Origin of the sequence: Pannonibacter carbonis (assembly GCF_003012935.1) — a bacterium.
GTDB classification, from domain to species: Bacteria; Pseudomonadota; Alphaproteobacteria; order Rhizobiales; family Stappiaceae; genus Pannonibacter; species Pannonibacter carbonis.
Window position 1 is genome coordinate 318,239 of the sequence record NZ_PUDR01000003.1, and the last position, 15,365, is coordinate 333,603.

15 protein-coding genes and 2 tRNA genes are annotated in these 15,365 nt (G+C 64.0%); 9 read left to right on the plus strand and 8 right to left on the minus strand.

What is annotated here, in order from left to right:
• Nucleotides 1–107: 107 nt before the first annotated feature.
• The 4 genes from lhpI to C8348_RS05715 all read left to right on the plus strand — a co-directional run bounded on the left by lhpI (nucleotide 108) and on the right by C8348_RS05715 (nucleotide 4,686).
• Nucleotides 108–1,052: a bifunctional Delta(1)-pyrroline-2-carboxylate/Delta(1)-piperideine-2-carboxylate reductase gene (lhpI, locus tag C8348_RS05700; protein WP_106752305.1), complete on the plus strand. Its 945-nt coding sequence runs from the start codon at nucleotides 108–110 to the stop codon at nucleotides 1,050–1,052.
• 258 nt (nucleotides 1,053–1,310) lie between these two features.
• Nucleotides 1,311–1,754: an SH3 domain-containing protein gene (locus C8348_RS05705; RefSeq protein ID WP_157950388.1), complete on the plus strand. Its 444-nt coding sequence runs from the start codon at nucleotides 1,311–1,313 to the stop codon at nucleotides 1,752–1,754.
• A gap of 266 nt (nucleotides 1,755–2,020) precedes the next feature.
• On the plus strand, nucleotides 2,021–2,728 hold the full coding sequence (locus C8348_RS05710; protein WP_208983575.1) for a hypothetical protein: 708 nt from the start codon (nucleotides 2,021–2,023) through the stop codon (nucleotides 2,726–2,728).
• Complete coding sequence (locus C8348_RS05715) at nucleotides 2,725–4,686, plus strand: adenylate/guanylate cyclase domain-containing protein (RefSeq protein ID WP_106752307.1); 1,962 nt, start codon at nucleotides 2,725–2,727, stop codon at nucleotides 4,684–4,686. The genes C8348_RS05710 and C8348_RS05715 overlap by 4 nt, the downstream gene beginning before the upstream one ends.
• A 7-nt stretch (nucleotides 4,687–4,693) precedes the next feature.
• Here C8348_RS05715 and C8348_RS05720 read toward each other — a convergent pair whose 3' ends face one another.
• The 6 genes from C8348_RS05720 to C8348_RS05745 form a co-directional block, all read right to left on the minus strand.
• Complete coding sequence (locus tag C8348_RS05720) at nucleotides 4,694–6,283, minus strand: caspase family protein (protein WP_106752308.1); 1,590 nt, start codon at nucleotides 6,281–6,283, stop codon at nucleotides 4,694–4,696.
• Nucleotides 6,284–6,422: 139 nt separating this feature from the next.
• Entirely contained in the window at nucleotides 6,423–7,226 is an 804-nt protein-coding gene (gene hpaH, locus C8348_RS05725; RefSeq protein WP_106752309.1) for a 2-oxo-hept-4-ene-1,7-dioate hydratase, read from the minus strand.
• Nucleotides 7,226–8,110 carry a fumarylacetoacetate hydrolase family protein gene (locus tag C8348_RS05730; protein WP_106752310.1) on the minus strand — a complete coding sequence of 295 codons (885 nt, stop codon included), beginning with the start codon at nucleotides 8,108–8,110 and terminating at the stop codon, nucleotides 7,226–7,228. The genes hpaH and C8348_RS05730 overlap by 1 nt, the downstream gene beginning before the upstream one ends.
• A gap of 12 nt (nucleotides 8,111–8,122) precedes the next feature.
• Nucleotides 8,123–9,103: a 3,4-dihydroxyphenylacetate 2,3-dioxygenase gene (gene hpaD, locus C8348_RS05735; RefSeq protein ID WP_106752311.1), complete on the minus strand. Its 981-nt coding sequence runs from the start codon at nucleotides 9,101–9,103 to the stop codon at nucleotides 8,123–8,125.
• A gap of 52 nt (nucleotides 9,104–9,155) precedes the next feature.
• Entirely contained in the window at nucleotides 9,156–10,676 is a 1,521-nt protein-coding gene (gene hpaE, locus C8348_RS05740; RefSeq protein WP_106752312.1) for a 5-carboxymethyl-2-hydroxymuconate semialdehyde dehydrogenase, read from the minus strand.
• A complete protein-coding gene (locus C8348_RS05745; protein ID WP_106752313.1) occupies nucleotides 10,673–11,074 on the minus strand; it encodes a 5-carboxymethyl-2-hydroxymuconate isomerase in 402 nt (133 codons plus the stop codon). Before C8348_RS05745 ends, hpaE begins: the two co-directional genes overlap by 4 nt.
• A 137-nt stretch (nucleotides 11,075–11,211) precedes the next feature.
• Between C8348_RS05745 and hpaR the strand changes: the two genes are divergently transcribed.
• Nucleotides 11,212–11,700 (plus strand): homoprotocatechuate degradation operon regulator HpaR, encoded by a 489-nt coding sequence (gene hpaR, locus C8348_RS05750; RefSeq protein WP_341871590.1) that lies wholly within the window; start codon nucleotides 11,212–11,214, stop codon nucleotides 11,698–11,700.
• Between the two features lie 150 nt (nucleotides 11,701–11,850).
• On the opposite strand, the gene C8348_RS05755 is transcribed toward hpaR, so the two are convergent.
• Nucleotides 11,851–11,925: transfer RNA gene (locus C8348_RS05755), tRNA-Glu, on the minus strand.
• Between the two features lie 200 nt (nucleotides 11,926–12,125).
• On the minus strand, nucleotides 12,126–12,566 hold the full coding sequence (locus C8348_RS05760) for a VOC family protein (RefSeq protein WP_106752315.1): 441 nt from the start codon (nucleotides 12,564–12,566) through the stop codon (nucleotides 12,126–12,128).
• Between the two features lie 148 nt (nucleotides 12,567–12,714).
• On the opposite strand from C8348_RS05760, the gene C8348_RS05765 reads away from it, so the two are divergent.
• The 4 genes from C8348_RS05765 to C8348_RS05780 all read left to right on the plus strand — a co-directional run bounded on the left by C8348_RS05765 (nucleotide 12,715) and on the right by C8348_RS05780 (nucleotide 15,240).
• Nucleotides 12,715–13,512: an SIR2 family NAD-dependent protein deacylase gene (locus C8348_RS05765; protein WP_106752316.1), complete on the plus strand. Its 798-nt coding sequence runs from the start codon at nucleotides 12,715–12,717 to the stop codon at nucleotides 13,510–13,512.
• Nucleotides 13,513–13,666: 154 nt separating this feature from the next.
• Nucleotides 13,667–14,248, plus strand: a complete 582-nt coding sequence (locus C8348_RS05770; protein WP_106752317.1) for a cold-shock protein — start codon at nucleotides 13,667–13,669, stop codon at nucleotides 14,246–14,248.
• 281 nt (nucleotides 14,249–14,529) lie between these two features.
• The gene (locus C8348_RS05775; RefSeq protein ID WP_106752318.1) at nucleotides 14,530–15,096 is read left to right on the plus strand and encodes a DUF192 domain-containing protein; all 567 of its coding nucleotides are present in this window, start codon (nucleotides 14,530–14,532) and stop codon (nucleotides 15,094–15,096) included.
• Nucleotides 15,097–15,163: 67 nt separating this feature from the next.
• Nucleotides 15,164–15,240: transfer RNA gene (locus tag C8348_RS05780), tRNA-Pro, on the plus strand.
• Nucleotides 15,241–15,365: the final 125 nt, after the last annotated feature.

Below are 15,365 nucleotides of genomic sequence, written 5' to 3' on the forward strand. Positions count from 1 at the left end.
CGGGATAGGTTCAGTACCAGTAGAAACTGCAGGGGCTGGCCTTGAAATCGGTTCCGTCCTGTCTAGTCTGGCCAGACCTTAGACGACAGTTGGGCGGGAGCCAGGCCATGCGGGTAATGAACGACATCGAGACGGCGGCTGCGCTGCCCTACAAGGCGCTTGTCGAGGCGCTCAGGGCGATGTTCAAGGCTGGCTGCGAGATGCCGGTGCGCCATCATCACACGATGGGTGTGCCGGATGAGGCGGACGCGACGCTGCTGCTGATGCCGGCCTGGACGCCGGGGCAGTATCTCGGGGTCAAGCTGGTGACGGTCGTGCCGGGCAACGCGGCGCGCGGGCTGCCCTCCATTTCCGGTCAGTACATTCTCTCGGATGCGCGCACCGGGGCTGGTCTTGCGCTCATCGATGGCGCCATGCTGACGGGACGCCGGACAGCGGCGGCCTCGGCGCTGGCCGCCGACTATCTGGCCCGCAAGGATGCTGGCCATCTCGTGATCGCGGGAACGGGCAGCCTGTCGCGGCCGCTCGCGGAAGCCCATTGCGCGATGCGGCCGATCCGGAAGGTGACGATCTGGGGCCGCCGTCTTGCCGCTGCCGAGGACGTGGCGGCTGACCTGCGCGCCTGCCTCGATGTCGAGGTGGTTGCTGCCGCTGATCTGGAAGCGGCCGTGCGCACGGCGGATATCGTCAGCGCAGCGACCATGTCGCAGACCCCGATCATCCTGGGCGACTGGTTGCCCGAGGGCTGCCACGTCGATCTGGTTGGCGCCTACAAGCCGACCATGCGGGAAAGCGACGACAACGCCATTCGCCGGGCACGGGTTTATGTCGATACGCGGGCGGGGGCCATGAAGGAGGGCGGTGACATCGTCATTCCGCTGCAGTCGGGGGTCCTGACTGCGGAGGCCATTGCCGGTGATCTTCATGACCTGACGCGAGGCACCGCGCCGGGCCGCACGTCGGACACCGAGATCACCTTGTTCAAGTCGGTTGGTGCTGCGCTTGAGGACCTTGCGGGCGCGATCCTCGCCTATGAGGGGCAAGCAGGTTGAGCGGCGGGGCTGCGACACAATAACGCCCAATTGCCTTTCTAGCTTGCGTGAAACAGACGTGAAGCAGAGGCAAGCCTTCTGTCGTCTTGTTTTCTTTGGCGCGTGGCGTCATGGATTGTGAAGTATTTTTTATCCCTCACCCCGTTCGAGCAAGGTGGTGAAATGCGCAAGATTTTATTCAATGCAGTTCTTCTTGGAGGGCTTCTGTCTTCCGGCGCTGCTTTCGCTTGGACCGCCCAATCCTCGGCAGATCTCAACATGCGGACCGGGCCGGGAACGAATTATGCGCCGATTTTGGTCATCCCGCGCGGCGCTCTGGTCGAGGTCGGCGCCTGCAATGCCTGGTGCACTGTGTTTTATGCCGGATATCGCGGATTTGTCAGCGGCCGCTATCTGATACCGGTCAGCGGCGGTTACGTGCCCCCGCCGCCGGTCGTAATGCCGCCGCCGGTGATCGTGGTTCCGCCCCCGGTCTATCGCCCACCTGTCTACCGGCCTCCGGTCTATCGTCCGCCGCATCACCGGCCGCCCCAGTACAGGCCGCCGGATTACCGCCCGCCCGTCTACCGGCCGGAACCGTACCGTCCCGAGCCCTATCGGCCGCAAGGCGGCGGACGCTCCCTGCAGCCGTCAATCCCGGGGCCGGAGTTCCAGGGATCGAATCCTGGCCAGCCGTTGCCGCAGGAATCCTATCGTAACTGACGCTGGTCAGAGGCGCGCTGAGTTTGGAGAGCCCGGCTTGTTCGGGCTCTCGTCGTTTCGCCGGCGGGGCTGCAGGTCCGGCCGGTAAGCTGGATCAGGTTGCCGCCTTGCTTGTCGATCTGGGCAAGCGTGGCACCGAAAAACCCAGATATCATGTGATTGTCGCCACAGTTCGGAACGGATTTGCCGCTAGCTTGGCACATGACAACGAGATTCGACCCTGTGCCTGGCGCCTGGGGCTGACTGAAACACTTAAGGAGCATGAGATGGCCCGTCACACCTTGAGTATCCCTGACCTTGCAGGCCGCGGAGCTGCCGCAGCCCGGCGCCTTGTGCTGCTGACCGCCCTGGTGAGCGTAACGGCGACGACGGCGCTGGCTGCCGACCCGGTGGCGATGGTGCTGGACCGGTCCGAGGGCGTCAATGCTACAGCCTTCGCCGAACTGGTTCCGGGCGACGAGATTGCCCTCGGCACCGGTGGTTACGTCGACCTTCTTGACTATACCGCCTGCCGCGAGGTCCGGATCACTGGTGGCAGCGTCACGGCCACGTCGTCCGGCCTGGTCATCGCTGAAGGCGAGGAAAAGGAACTGCGTCCGGGCAATTGTCTGAAGCAGGAAGTCGGCAATGCCGGCACGGATGGCGGCAAGGGCCTTGCGGTCACCATGCGCGGACTGGTGCCCGAGAACAAGGTGGCGGCGTCCCTGATGCTGCGGTTCGGCGAGGATTTGCAGGAACGCTATGACAGCGTCTTTGTCTCCGTCGACGGCGGCACCCCCCAGGAATACAAGCTGGACGACAAGGTTCTCGCTGATATGCCGGGTCTCATGTCCCCTGCCGATGGCAAGGGAAGCGGCGTGCCGATCGAGTTGACCTTCAAGCCGCGTGCCGGTACGGGGGAATCCGAAATCCGCCAGTTCACGCTGGATCCGCTTGAAGTGGGCCGGGAAACGGCGGTTGTCGTTGTGAAATGAGCGAAGCCGCGCGGGCAGCGTCTGCTGCCAGGGAGCGCAGGCGACTGAAGGCCGCGGTGATTGTCATCGCGGTCATCGCTGGCGTTCTGGCTGGCATTGGCGCAACGCGCGCCCTCTGGGAAGGCTGGATCAATGACCGGTTGCTGCAGGTGCGCGCGCTGGTCACAGACCTGCCGCAGGACCGGTTTCCCGTCGCCGTCGTTGGTCTTGACCAGGCGTCCCTGACGTCGAAACGGCTTGAAGCAATCCCGCGTGTGTTCATGTCGCAGGCCTTCGCCAAGGCCGGAACCGCGTTGTTTGATGCCGGGGCGAAGGCCATCGGGCTCGATTTCGTTTTCGCCTTTTCCGCTGATGCCTTTGCCGATCCGCAGACGGGCGAAGCCCGCCTCAAGGGCTATGACCGGCAGTTCCTGCGTTTTCTTTATGAGAACCGGGGCAGGGTGGTCGTCGCCCGGACGTCGACCGGCATTCCGCACCGCTCGATTTCAGCTGCTGCCGGCAGCGACGGCGTGCGCTCGACCGAGATCCTGACCGACAATGACGGCGTCGTCCGCCGGCACCGACCGCAGCTGCCGCTGGAGACCTCCCCGGCCTTTGTCGATGCAATGCTGGGCCATGCAGAGGCATCAGTCGACAGGCCCTACATCGCGGTGCCCGGCGCCCGGCTGGCGACGTCAGTGCCCTATCTGTCGCTGCTCGATGTCCTTGACCTGATGGACGCGGCGGACGGCACGGAGAAGTTGAAGCAGTTTGCCGAAGGTCGTGTCATCCTGTTCGGTTCGACCCTGCCGAACGAGGATGAGCATCTTTATCTCGACCGGTTCCTGCCACGCGAGACGCCACTGGGCGAGGGGGCCGGGCCGGCCGGGCGTCCGCCCGTGCGCACGGCAACAAGTGGCGTCTTCATCCTGGCAGATCTGATCGGCTCGCCCCTGGTTGGCCGCGTGGTGCATGAAGCGCCCTTTGCTCTGGTCGGGTTGTCGATTGTCGCCTTTGCCCTGGTTGGCGCACTTGCCGGGCTGAATCTGCCATTGCCAAGCCTGCCGTTGGTTGTCGTCGGTCTTGTGCTGGCCGGGATCGGGCTTGCCTATGTCGTGTTGATGTCCGGCTGGATGCTGCCGGCCGGTGCGCCGCCAACGGCCGGTTTCATTGCACTGATGGTGGCCGGCGTTGCCCAGGTGGCCGTCTTGAAACGGCGCGAACGCGAACTGGTTCGGCTGTTCGGCCATTACCTGTCGCCGCAGGTGATCCGGGCCATGGCGGAAGAAGAGCGTCTGTCGGATCTCGGCGGAGAGACGCGCAAGGTCGTGATCGCCTTCATCGATATCGTCGGCTTCACCCGCATGTCGGAGCGCCTGCCTGACCGCGAGGTGGTCAAGGTGGTCAACACTGTCTTCGATGCCATCGGCGCCGAGATCACACGGTCGGAAGGCTATATCGACAAATACATCGGCGATGCCGTCATGGCGGTCTGGAACGCGCCGAATGACGTGGAGGACCCGGAAGCACGGGCCGTGGCCTGTGCACTGGCGGTCATCGATCTCTTGCCAAGGCTGCGCCAGCGGACAGGCCAGCCCGAGCTTGACCTGCGCATCGCGCTGAACGCCGGACCGGCGCTGGTGGGCGACATCGGCGGTGAGACGCGGCGCTCCTTCACCGTGATGGGCACGACAGTCAACGCGGCGAGCCGCATCGAATCCATTGCCAAGGACGCGGCAGTGCGCCTTGCCTTCACCGGCCCGGTGGGAGAAGCCTTGCCGGCCAGCGTGCCGCAGCGTCTGTTGTGGCGCGGACAACTGCGCGGTCTCACGACTGAAACCGTCGTCCTGACGCTTGATGACGCCCGGCTGTGGATGGATGGGCAGGGACCGGCTCTCTCGCTGGTCCCGGAAAATGTCGAGCCTGCCGCTGCCGCAGACGCTGCCCAGTCCCGCCAGACGGCGAGTTCGCGCCCTTGATGGGCCTTTACCGTCCCAGCGCCCCGCCAAGAACACCGCCGAGCACGCCACCGATGAAGGCGGCACCGGCAGCGCCGTCGATCCCGCTCTGATCAGCCGGCGGCAGACGCTCGGGGCCAGGGGTTCCGGGAGCATCCGGCAGCGGCTGCAGCCTTTGGGCGCTGCGGGCATCGCGCCGCTGCGCCTGCTGCTGCTTCAGCTTCTCGGCAACCACCACATAGGCTGCCTGGGTCTGGGCCACGAGCATCTGATACTGCGGTTCGCTCAGGCTGCCAGTGACGGGCTGGCCGGCGGCGGCCTGCCAGGCGCGAATGCCGCTGCGGGTGCGTGCGCCGAAAGCACCGTCCGGCATGCCGACATCGAAGCCTGCAATATTCAGCCGAAGCTGGACCTCCCGCTTGCGCATCTGGCTCCAGCCTTGCTCCGCTGCCGTGATGCTGTCCGCCGCTGCAATTGCCTCTCCCGGCGCCGTCCGCGAGGCGCTGTTGCCTTCCGTCAATGCGGCGACCTGTTGTCCGGCTGCTGCCGGCTCGGGCGCAACTGGGGCGGCGGCGGTGGCCTGGATCTGCGCCTGGGCCGGCGCCGTGGTGCCGCCGGACAGGCGGGTGACCTGGTTGCGGGCAACTTCAGCGAAAGTCCCGTTCGGGTAGGCCGCGAGATAGGCGGAGTAGTCGCCGACGGTGCCGGCGGCCTGGGCTGCATCCCAGAGCGCCTTTTCGCGTTCCCAGGCAATCTGGCTGGCTGCGGCCGGAACAGTGCCGGAGACTGCAGTCGGCGCCGGTTCGGACGCATTGGTCGCGCTGGAGGCTGTCGCGGCCTGGCCCGTCGACCGATTCAGGAACACTTCGCCAATCAGCGAGGCATTGACCCAGGGCCGCTGGCGTTCACCGGTTTCGCGGTAAACGTCGCCGGTGACGCGGGTCATGACGTTCTGGATCGGCGTGTCCGGCGCATCGATGTGGCGCAGCAGCGCCGTGGTGAAGGGGGAATTGGAGCCCGAGCCGTCCAGCGCCACATCGCCAGGCGAGGTGGCGAAGGCGATCACCGAGCCTTCAGCGCCAGCATCTTCCATCTTGATCTCGGCAAGGCCAAGGCCCACCGCAGCCGACCGGCTGGGGCTCATGCTGCGGGCGAGGGTGCGTGCCAGCGGATTGTCGCGGCAGGCGTCGAGGAACACCATGCGCACCTTCACATCATTCGACATCTGGCGCAGCACGAAATCCGCCGAGATGGTTTCGAAGTCGAGCGCAGTCTCATCGGCAAACTTGGCGTCGATCGGGATCAGGTAATTGACGCCGCCGACCTGCATGCCATGCCCGGCATAGAACAGGAGCGCGATGTCCGCACCGCGTGCCGTCCTGGCGAAATCGGCGACCGTGCGGCGCATGCCCTGGTAATCGAGGTCATAGCCCGAGACGACTTCAAAGCCGAGCTGCTGCAGCTTCGCCGTCATGGCGCGTGCATCATTAGCGGGGTTGGGCAAGGTGACCGCATGGGCATAGTCGCCATTGCCCATGACGAGAGCAACGCGTTTGGCAAGCGCCGGCGAGATTCCGGCGATCAGGACGACCAGAACGGCAAGGGCGCGCGCAAGCATCTTCGTGTTCCTCCGGCGGACAATGAGCGACGCAACGTTAGACAAATCTCTGCCACGGGTCGCGTCCTCATACAAGAAGGCCGCATCATTGGTTAGATGACGCGGCCTGTCCGTCGTGCATATCACAAAGCGGGGCTTTTCAGCGGAAATGGCAACTTACGCTGCCAAAGGGCCCGAAATCTGCGTGGATCGACGAGCCGTGCGGGGCTTCGACCGGACGGATGAAGGATCCGGCCAGCACCACCTCTCCCGCTGACAGGCCCATGCCATACTGGGCCAGACGGTTGGCGAGCCATGCGATTCCGCGGGCCGGGTTATTGAGAACGCCGGCGCCAAGGCCGGTTTCCTCGACCTCGCCATTCTTCGAGACGATCGCCCCCATCCAGCGCATGTCGACCGCATCGGGCCGCATCGGCCGGCCACCCAGCACGTAGCCTGCGTTGGCGGCGTTGTCGGAAATCGTGTCGACGATGGTGCGGGTCTGCTTCGTCTCAGGATCAACCCGGACGATGCGCGTGTCGAGGATTTCCAGCGAGGGGGTGATGTAGTCGGTCGCGTTCAGCACGTCGAAGACGGTGACATCCGGTCCCTTCAGCGGGGCCTTCAGGATGAAGGCGATCTCCGCCTCGACGCGCGGCTGGATGAAACGGTCCTCGGGGATGACCGAGCCGTCCTCGAAGGCCATGTCGTCGAACAGCACGCCCGAATCCGGGATGTTGATGTTGAGCGCATACTGCATCGCCTTGGAGGTGAGCCCGATCTTCCAGCCGGTCACCTTGCGCCCGGCCGCCAGCTTGCGCTTCACCCAGGCGGCCTGGACCGCATAGGCGTCATCCATGGTCATGCCGGGATGCTTCAGGGACAGGAGCCCGGTCTGCACCCGACTGCGCTCGGCCTCATCGAGGGCGGCGGCGGCGGCGTCGATTTCGGCGGCACTCAGCATCAGATCACCTCGTCGGCAACAGGGTTGGTCAGGGTGCCGAGCCCGTCGGCGCTGACCTCGATCACATCGCCCGGCTTCAGCCAGATCGGCGGATCGAAGCGCGCACCGGCGCCTGTCGGCGTTCCGGTCAGGATGACATCGCCCGGCAGCAGCGTGGCGAAAGTCGAGATGTAGGCAATGATTTTGCGGAAGGAAAAGATCATGCGGCTGGTGCGGTCGGACTGGCGCAGCTCGCCGTTCACCCGGGTTTCCAGCGCGATGTCGGCAATCTGCGCCTCGCCGGTGAAGGGCACGAACCAGGGGCCAAGCGACCCGGAGCGGTCGAAGTTCTTGCCCTGCGTCACGTTGAACTTGGCGTGGCGAACCCAGTCGCGCAGCGTGCCTTCGTTGGCAAGGCTGAGGCCGGCGATGTGGGACAGGGCATCCTTCTCGGCGATCCGGCGGCCCGGCTTGCCAATGACGATGACGATCTCGCCCTCGTAGTCGAGCTGATGCGATTCCGGAGGGCGGACCAGCGGCGCGGTGTGGCCGGTGAAGGACGAGGCGAAGCGGACGAACAGGGACGGGTTTGACGGCGCGGCCTGGCCGTCCTTGTACTCTTCGTTGCGGTCGGGGAAGTTGACGCCGACGCAGATGTACTTGTCTGCGTCGGTGACGGGGAGGTCGAAGCTGAGACCGTCGAGAGCCAGGTCGGCTGGCAGGCCTGAGGCCTCTTCAACCAGTCGGGACAGTGCGCCGTCGGCGAGCACGCTGCACAGGGTCGGCCACCGGGCTCCGAACCGGGCGCTGAGGTCGACGACACCATCGCCGTTGACCAGACCATAGCGGCGTTGGCCATTCTTGTGAAAGCCGACGAGTCGGGATGAGGGCAGGGCGATGGTCATGTCGTCATCTCCTCACGGGGCCACGATCGGCTGGGCGTCCAGCTTGGCGGCAACGGGCTCGACGCCGGCAAAGAGGCTGCCTTCCTCGAACCAGGACTTCGGCGCGGGCGCACCCCAGAGCGTCTGGCGCTGCGGGTCCTTCAGGTCCCACTTGATCGGCTCCAGGTCCGGATCGACCGTCTGGTAGTCGGAGCAATAGATCTCGATGCGGTGGCCATCCGGGTCGCGGATGTAGAGGAAGAAGGCGTTGGAAATGCCATGCCGGCCCGGGCCGCGCTCGATGTTGGCGAGATAGCCGGAGGTGGCCATCAGGTCGAGCAGGTCGATGATGTTGAGCGGCGTCGGCACCCAGAAGGCGGTGTGGTGCAGGCGCGGACCCCGGCCGTTGGTGAAGGCGATGTCATGCACGCCGCCCTTGCGGTGCGTCCAGGCGGCCCACAGCTTCTTCGACACCTCGTCCTCGGTGTATTCCGTCACCCGGAAGCCGATCTCGTTGTAGAAGGCGACGCTCTCGTCCACGCTCGGGGTGAAGCAGTTGAAGTGGTCGATGCGCAGCGGCTTCACGCCCTTGTAGAGGGCGTATTTCTGATGGATCGGCGGCAGCCGGTCCATGCGGGTGTAGAATTCCAGCGGAATGCCGTGCGGATCCTGCGTGCGCAGCGTGCGCGACTGGTAGGGCCGCTCGACCCACTCCACCGGCAGACCCTTGGCCTTGAAGAACCGCTCGGCCTTGGCAAGGTCATCCTCGTCAAAGAGCTTGAAACCAAGCAGGTTGGCGGTCGCCGTCTCGCCCTTCTTCAGGATGATGCAGTGGTGCCCGCGCTCTTCCATGGCACGCAGGTAGATCTCGCTGTCGGTCTCGTCGGTGACCTGAAGGCCGAGGATGTCGACGTAGAAGGCGCGGGATGCAGCCAGATCGCGCACGGTGAATTCCACGTGGCTCAGCCGCACGATGTTGAAGGGCGGATAGAGATTGGGGGCAGGAATGGGCATCGGGTCCTCCCGGAGACTTGGCCGGATTGTTCTGGTCTGGGTTTAGCGGGGATCAGCCGCCGAGCTTGGGGATGGAGTGGGCGTGCGTCGCAAACGCGATGTTCTTGGTTTCCATGTAGAAATCGAAGGACCAGTCACCGCCGTCGCGGCCAATGCCGGAGTTCTTGACGCCGCCGAAGGGGGTCGGAAGATGGCGGACGTTCTCAGAGTTCACCCAGATCATCCCCGCCTCGAGGCTTTCGGAGAAACGGAAGGCGCGGGTGACGTCATTGGTCCAGATGTAGCCCGTGAGGCCGTATTCGACGTCATTGGCAATCGTGAGGGCTTCCTCTTCCGTCTTGAACGGGATCGCCGTCAGGACCGGGCCGAAGATTTCCTCCTGCGCGATGCGCATGGACTGGGTGGCACCGGTGAACAGCGTCGGGCTGACATAATGCCCGCTGGCGAACTCACCGCCGAGCTTCTGGCCGCCGACGGCAATGGTGGCCCCGTCTTCACGGGCGATGTCGAAGTAGGAGAGAACCTTCTTCTCGTGCACCTCGTGGATCAGCGGGCCGATGACGGTGTCCGGATCGAGCGGATGGCCGACCTTGATGCGGGCGGCCTTCTCGGCAACCTTGGCGACGAAAGCGTCATGGATGCTCTCTTCCACCAAGAGGCGGGAGGAGGAGGTGCAGCGCTCGCCGTTCAGCGAATAGATCATGAAGACGGCGGCATCAGCAGCCCGCTCCAGATCGGCATCAGCGAAGACCACGACGGGGTTCTTTCCGCCGAGTTCAAAGTGAACGCGCTTCAGCGTGTCGGAGCCTTGACGCATGATCATCGAGCCGGTGCGGCTTTCGCCGACAAACGCAATGGCCTTGATGTCCGGGTGCATGGTGAGTGCCTTGCCGGCGTCCTCGCCGAAGCCGTTGACGAGGTTCCAGACGCCCCTCGGCAGGCCTGCCTCCTCGGCGATCTCGACCAGCAGACGGGCGGTCAGCGGCGAGAATTCGGCCGGCTTGTGGACGACGGTGCAGCCGGCAGCGAGCGCCGGCGCGATCTTCCATGTCGACAGCATGAAGGGCGTGTTCCACGGCGTGATGACGCCGACCGGTCCGATTGGATGGCGGGTGGTGATGTTCACCTGTCCCGGCGCCTGGATCGACTGGCCGTCGCGGGCTTCCGGCGCCTTGTCGGCATAGAAGCGGAAGTTTTCCGCTCCGCGCAGCGCTGCCTTGGACATGAAACGCAGCGCCTGGCCGGTGTCCATGCATTCGGTGAAGGCAATCTCGTCTGCGCGGGCAACGATGCCGTCAGCGATCTTGTGCAGGATCTTGCGCCGGTCTGCGCCGGAGAGGGCGGCCCAGCTCTTGAACGCCGCCTTGGCCGCCTTGGCCGCCTTGTCGATGTCGGAGGCGCCGCCCTTGGCGACCTTGGCCAGCAGCCGGCCATCGGCCGGAGAACGGGTCTCGAAGGTCTTGCCGCTGTCGGCCGGAACCGAAACGCCGCCGATATGGTTCAGCACGCCATCGCGGGCAAAGCGGGCGAGATAGTCTTCGGCACGGGCCAGGTTCTTTTGCAGGTCGCTCATGGACGGTCCTTCTCGGCGTTCCGCAGACGCGGGTGCATGGTGTTGCGCTTCCAGCTCAGGGCCGGATCGATTTCGATGATTTCGAGGGACAGGGCGAAATGCGGCTCGGCAAGCAGCGGGGCGAAGATTGCGCCGGCCGCGGCAAAGATCGCGTCGCCGCCGATCTTCTTCTCGTCAGCACTGCGACCCACGCCGATGCGCAGGATCAGATCGACAAAGCCGTTCTGGGGCAGAAGGTCGCCAATGGCGGCATGGTCCGCCTTCAGGGCCCGCACCCTCACTGCGCCGAGTTCAAACAAGCCGGTTGAAAGCATGGCCGCATGCAGCTCTCGGCAGGCTGCCGTCATGTCAACGGCGGCCTCGACCGGGCCGGCATACTGGATTGTCAAATGTGGCATGGCCGTTATCCCTGTTGGTAATTAACATGTTAAATATAAATCCGCGTGGCCGTCAAATGTTTTATAGGCAACACTGAAGGCGTCGAGGGGCGCTCCTCACGTGCCGCAACAGCGAGGATTGCATGGGATCGGACGGAATCGGGGATCAGGAGCCGGAGAACAAGGTTGCCTCAGGGCACTTGCGGACAACACGCCGTTCACTCCCAATCGCCCTGTTGCGGGCGCGGGAAAGCGTGATGGCGCATTTTCGTCCCATGTTGTCGCGGTATGACCTGACCGAGCAGCAATGGCGCGTCATGCGTGTGCTGGCCGAGGAAGGCGAGATGGACGCGACCCAGCTGGCAGCCAAGGCCCTGATCCTTGCGCCAAGCCTGACCCGGATGATTCGCCTTCTGGAGAAGCGGCTGCTGATTTTAATCCGCAAGGACGCCGATGATGGCCGGCGGACCCTGGTGCGTATTGCCCCTGAAGGTCTGGCTCTGATCGAGAGGATCCGGCCCGAGAGCGCAGCGGTCTATCAGATGCTGGAAACGCGTTGCGGCGGGGCGGAACTCGAAAGCCTGATGGATCAGTTGGACCGCCTGGTGAACTGCCTGGGACCGGCAGAGGCGCAGGGTGACGACTGACCCTGACCCGTTCCAACCCATATCGCCTGGCACCCTGCATTCAGGTGCGGTGCCGGGTCCGCAGCTATGAAAGACGCCAAAAAATCCCGGCTCAACTACCGGGTATGCGCAAACTGGTTTTCAGGGAAGAAACCACGACCACTTGTGGAGTGGTACGCCCAAGGGGAATCGAACCCCTGTTTTCGCCGTGAAAGGGCGACGTCCTAACCGCTAGACGATGGGCGCTTACTCGGTGCGGTCCGTGTGGGCCGCGTCGTGTGAGGAGGCTTATAGGCAGAATGATTGGAGGCTGCAAGAGGGTATTTGCATGGTTTTCCACAGGCTCGAAAATTTTCATCGGCCGGATCGGGTGCTTTGGCGGAAAACCTTGGGAGCCCGGCCGTGGCCGAACTCCTCTTATGGTTAGAAGGGCTTATAAGGTGATCTTACCAGCTGCCCGTGTTGGCCATCGAGTTCCACGGTTCAGCCGGGGCCTTGGCTTCGCCCTTTTGCAGCAGTTCGATCGAGATGCCGTCCGGCGACTTGACGAAGGCCATGCGGCCATCGCGCGGCGGGCGGTTGATCGTGACGCCCTTGGCCATCAGGTCGGCGCAGAAGGCGTAGATGTCGTCGACTTCATAGGCGAGGTGACCGAAGTTGCGGCCGCCGGAATAGGTCTCCGGATCCCAGTTGTAGGTGAGTTCGAGGAGGGGAGCGGCGTTGGCGCGACCGTTTTCCACGTCGTCACGCGCGGCCAGAAAAATCAGCGTGAAGCGGCCGGCCTCGTGCTCCATCCGGCGCACTTCGGTCATGCCCATCTTGTTGCAGTAAAAATCGAGCGAAGCTTCGACATCGGTCACGCGGACCATCGTGTGCAGGTAGCGCATAGTGTCCTTTCGGAAAGCTTGAATCAGCGGGCTTCAATCAACGTGGCGGCACCGGCGGGCTTGCATGGACCTCGATGTGCGACAGAAACTGTTCGGACAGGCCCGGAGTCAGGGCAGCTGACGAGATCTCAGACAGGACGGTGGCACCATGACACGCCAATCGGACGCGCGGCAGATAGGGGATGTGGACCAGGCCAGCGCCATGCTGGCCGAGGTGTTTGCCCGGGAAGGGCGGGTGGTTGTGCTGACCGGTGCCGGGATCTCGACCGAATCGGGCATTCCCGACTACCGCTCACCGGGAGGCATATGGGCCAGCACGACCCCTATTCAATACCAGGCCTTCGTCTCAGACAAGGCGTCCCGGCTCGAGGACTGGCGCCGCCGGTTTCATTTTCTGGCTGAGTTCACGTCTGCCATTCCCAACGCAGCGCATCAGGCGCTGGCCCGACTGGCTGGCCCCCGACTGGCTGACCGGGGACAGGTCGATCTCGTCATCACCCAGAACATCGACGGGCTGCACCAGCGGGCGGGACTTTCTGCCGACCGGCTGGTCGAACTGCATGGCAACGGTACCTATGCCCATTGCCTCGATTGCAGGGCCAAAGCCCGGATCGAGGATCAGGAGGCGGTCGTCGCGGCAGGCAGAAGCCCGCGCTGCCAGGCTTGCAATGGCCTTTTGAAGGCCGCCGTCATCAGCTTCGGCGAGGCCATGCCACAGGAGAAGATGGCTCGCGCGGTCACTGCCGCCCGTCGCTGTGATGTGTTTCTGGTGCTTGGATCCTCGCTCGTGGTCCATCCTGCTGCCGCCTTGCCAGAGATCGCGGTTGATGCCGGCGCACAGTTGATCATCGTTAACAGGGATCCAACGCCCCTGGATGACCTCGCTGAGTGTCGCATCCTGACGCCGCTTTCGCAGACCTTCGGACGGTTTTCATCCGACTGCTGATGCATTGCAGCAGATGCAGCTGTGGTTAGTTAACAAAATCCTCTGGTGGAGGGGCAAGCTGGTGTTATCCTTTTGTTAGGAATCAGGGGGTGCGTGAGTCGGACAAGACTTTTGCCCGCTGGCTGATGCGGCGTAGATGATGGGGCGTTGGACGATGGGGGGAAAAGCGGCACAGGATCCCCGACTGATCGAGGCGATGGCCGACGATGTCGGCGTCGACGTGATCGAGGTTGCGGGAACCATCAAGTGGTTCGACATCGCCAAGGGGTACGGCTTCATTGTGCCGGACAATGGCATGCCGGACATTCTTCTTCACGTCACGTGCCTGCGCCGCGACGGGTTCCAGACCGCCTACGAAGGCGCGCGGGTCATCTGCGAAGTGCTCGACAAGGCACGGGGGCTACAGGCCTTCCGCATCCTGTCGATGGACGAATCCACCGCCGTGCATCCTTCGCAGCTGCCGCCCTCCCGCACTCACGTCCAGGTGGTGCCGGAGACCGGGTTTGAGCGCGCAAGCGTGAAATGGTTCAACCGGGTCAAGGGCTTCGGCTTCCTGACACAGGGCGAGGGATCGGAGGACATCTTCATTCACATGGAGACACTCCGCCGCTTTGGTATCACCGAGCTTCGTCCGGGCCAGGACGTTCTGGTCCGGTTCGGTATGGGCCCGAAAGGCCGCATGGCTGCGGAAATCAGGCCGGTAGGCTCTGGCACACATATTCCGTCCTCGCACTGAGTTGTCGAGTTAGACGGGACGTTTGATCAGTCAGGAGATGAGCCGCCGGGACAGTTTTCCGGCGAAGTTGAAGGTTTGCGGTTCGCCGCAAGCCAATGACCTGTTGCGTTCGCTGTCTGGCGTGTTTGGCCAGGCGGCCAGACAGGTTGGCCCTGACGGGAGCGGTCGCAGAAGCGGCAGTCGCTGGAAGGGGCAGGGGGCTTCTGTAAGCAGGCCCCGATGCAGGTTCAGTCCGGCATCATCTGTAAAGTTGAGTTTGCGTTGTCCAGGGGGACTTTGTCATGCGTATCACCCATTTCACGGCGCCGTCGCGCGCTCTTCCCGTCCGTGGCCGCCCGGCTCCGGCGGCGTCTTGGCGTGAAGCGGCGGCGATACTTGCCCGTGCCGCCCTGATCGGCGTTATTGTCCTGTTCGGCGTTCTTGCTACCCGTGCCGCCCGCGCCGACACTGTGTCAGCGGCCGGCCTTCCGGTCGAAACCGTGGCGATTGCAACAGCGACGGGCCCCGTGTCCTTTGTTGCCGAAGTCGTATCCACCGAGGCGCAGCGTGCCATCGGGCTGATGAACCGCAAGGAACTGGCGGCCGACGCCGGCATGCTTTTTGTCTTCGAGCGCGAAGGCGAGCGGCATTTCTGGATGCAGAACACCTATGTTGCCCTCGACATGATCTTCATCGCCGCGGATGGAAAGATCGTGTCCATCGCGCCGGACACCACGCCGCTGTCGCAGAAGATCATCTCTTCCGGGGCTCCGGCGCTTTATGTGCTGGAGGTGGTTGCCGGAACCTCGGCCCGGCTCGGCATCGAACCTGGCCAGAGTGTCACTGCCCCCAGCATCCTGCGCCGCTGAGGCTTGCGCCGCCGCAGCAATAGATGTATCGAACACTTCGCCGCCGCATCGCTCGGGCCGGCAACATCGGGGTATAGCGCAGCCTGGTAGCGCATCTGCTTTGGGAGCAGAGGGTCGCAAGTTCGAATCTTGCTGCCCCGACCATCTTTTCAAGCACTTGGCGGCGTCTGGTGCCGCAAAAAAAGCCGACCTGTGGGAGCGCTGTGGGAGCATGCCCGCCCGGCAGCTTCTGGTCGTTGGCCGCCGCCTTATCCCCTTGCTTCCCTTTG

Bases quoted from the DNA above. Each gene is read 5' to 3' on its own strand.
- C8348_RS05715 (WP_106752307.1), top strand. From the start codon at position 2,725: ATGAGCGAAGCCGCGCGGGCAGCGTCTGCTGCCAGGGAGCGCAGGCGA.
- C8348_RS05705 (WP_157950388.1), top strand. From the start codon at position 1,311: ATGCGGACCGGGCCGGGAACGAATTATGCGCCGATTTTGGTCATCCCG.
- hpaH (WP_106752309.1), bottom strand. From the start codon at position 7,226: ATGCTGAGTGCCGCCGAAATCGACGCCGCCGCCGCCGCCCTCGATGAG.
- C8348_RS05720 (WP_106752308.1), bottom strand. From the start codon at position 6,283: ATGCTTGCGCGCGCCCTTGCCGTTCTGGTCGTCCTGATCGCCGGAATC.
- C8348_RS05760 (WP_106752315.1), bottom strand. From the start codon at position 12,566: ATGCGCTACCTGCACACGATGGTCCGCGTGACCGATGTCGAAGCTTCG.
- C8348_RS05765 (WP_106752316.1), top strand. From the start codon at position 12,715: ATGACACGCCAATCGGACGCGCGGCAGATAGGGGATGTGGACCAGGCC.
- lhpI (WP_106752305.1), top strand. From the start codon at position 108: ATGCGGGTAATGAACGACATCGAGACGGCGGCTGCGCTGCCCTACAAG.
- hpaE (WP_106752312.1), bottom strand. From the start codon at position 10,676: ATGAGCGACCTGCAAAAGAACCTGGCCCGTGCCGAAGACTATCTCGCC.
- C8348_RS05730 (WP_106752310.1), bottom strand. From the start codon at position 8,110: ATGACCATCGCCCTGCCCTCATCCCGACTCGTCGGCTTTCACAAGAAT.
- C8348_RS05745 (WP_106752313.1), bottom strand. From the start codon at position 11,074: ATGCCACATTTGACAATCCAGTATGCCGGCCCGGTCGAGGCCGCCGTT.
- hpaD (WP_106752311.1), bottom strand. From the start codon at position 9,103: ATGCCCATTCCTGCCCCCAATCTCTATCCGCCCTTCAACATCGTGCGG.
- C8348_RS05770 (WP_106752317.1), top strand. From the start codon at position 13,667: ATGGGGGGAAAAGCGGCACAGGATCCCCGACTGATCGAGGCGATGGCC.
- C8348_RS05775 (WP_106752318.1), top strand. From the start codon at position 14,530: ATGCGTATCACCCATTTCACGGCGCCGTCGCGCGCTCTTCCCGTCCGT.
- C8348_RS05710 (WP_208983575.1), top strand. From the start codon at position 2,021: ATGGCCCGTCACACCTTGAGTATCCCTGACCTTGCAGGCCGCGGAGCT.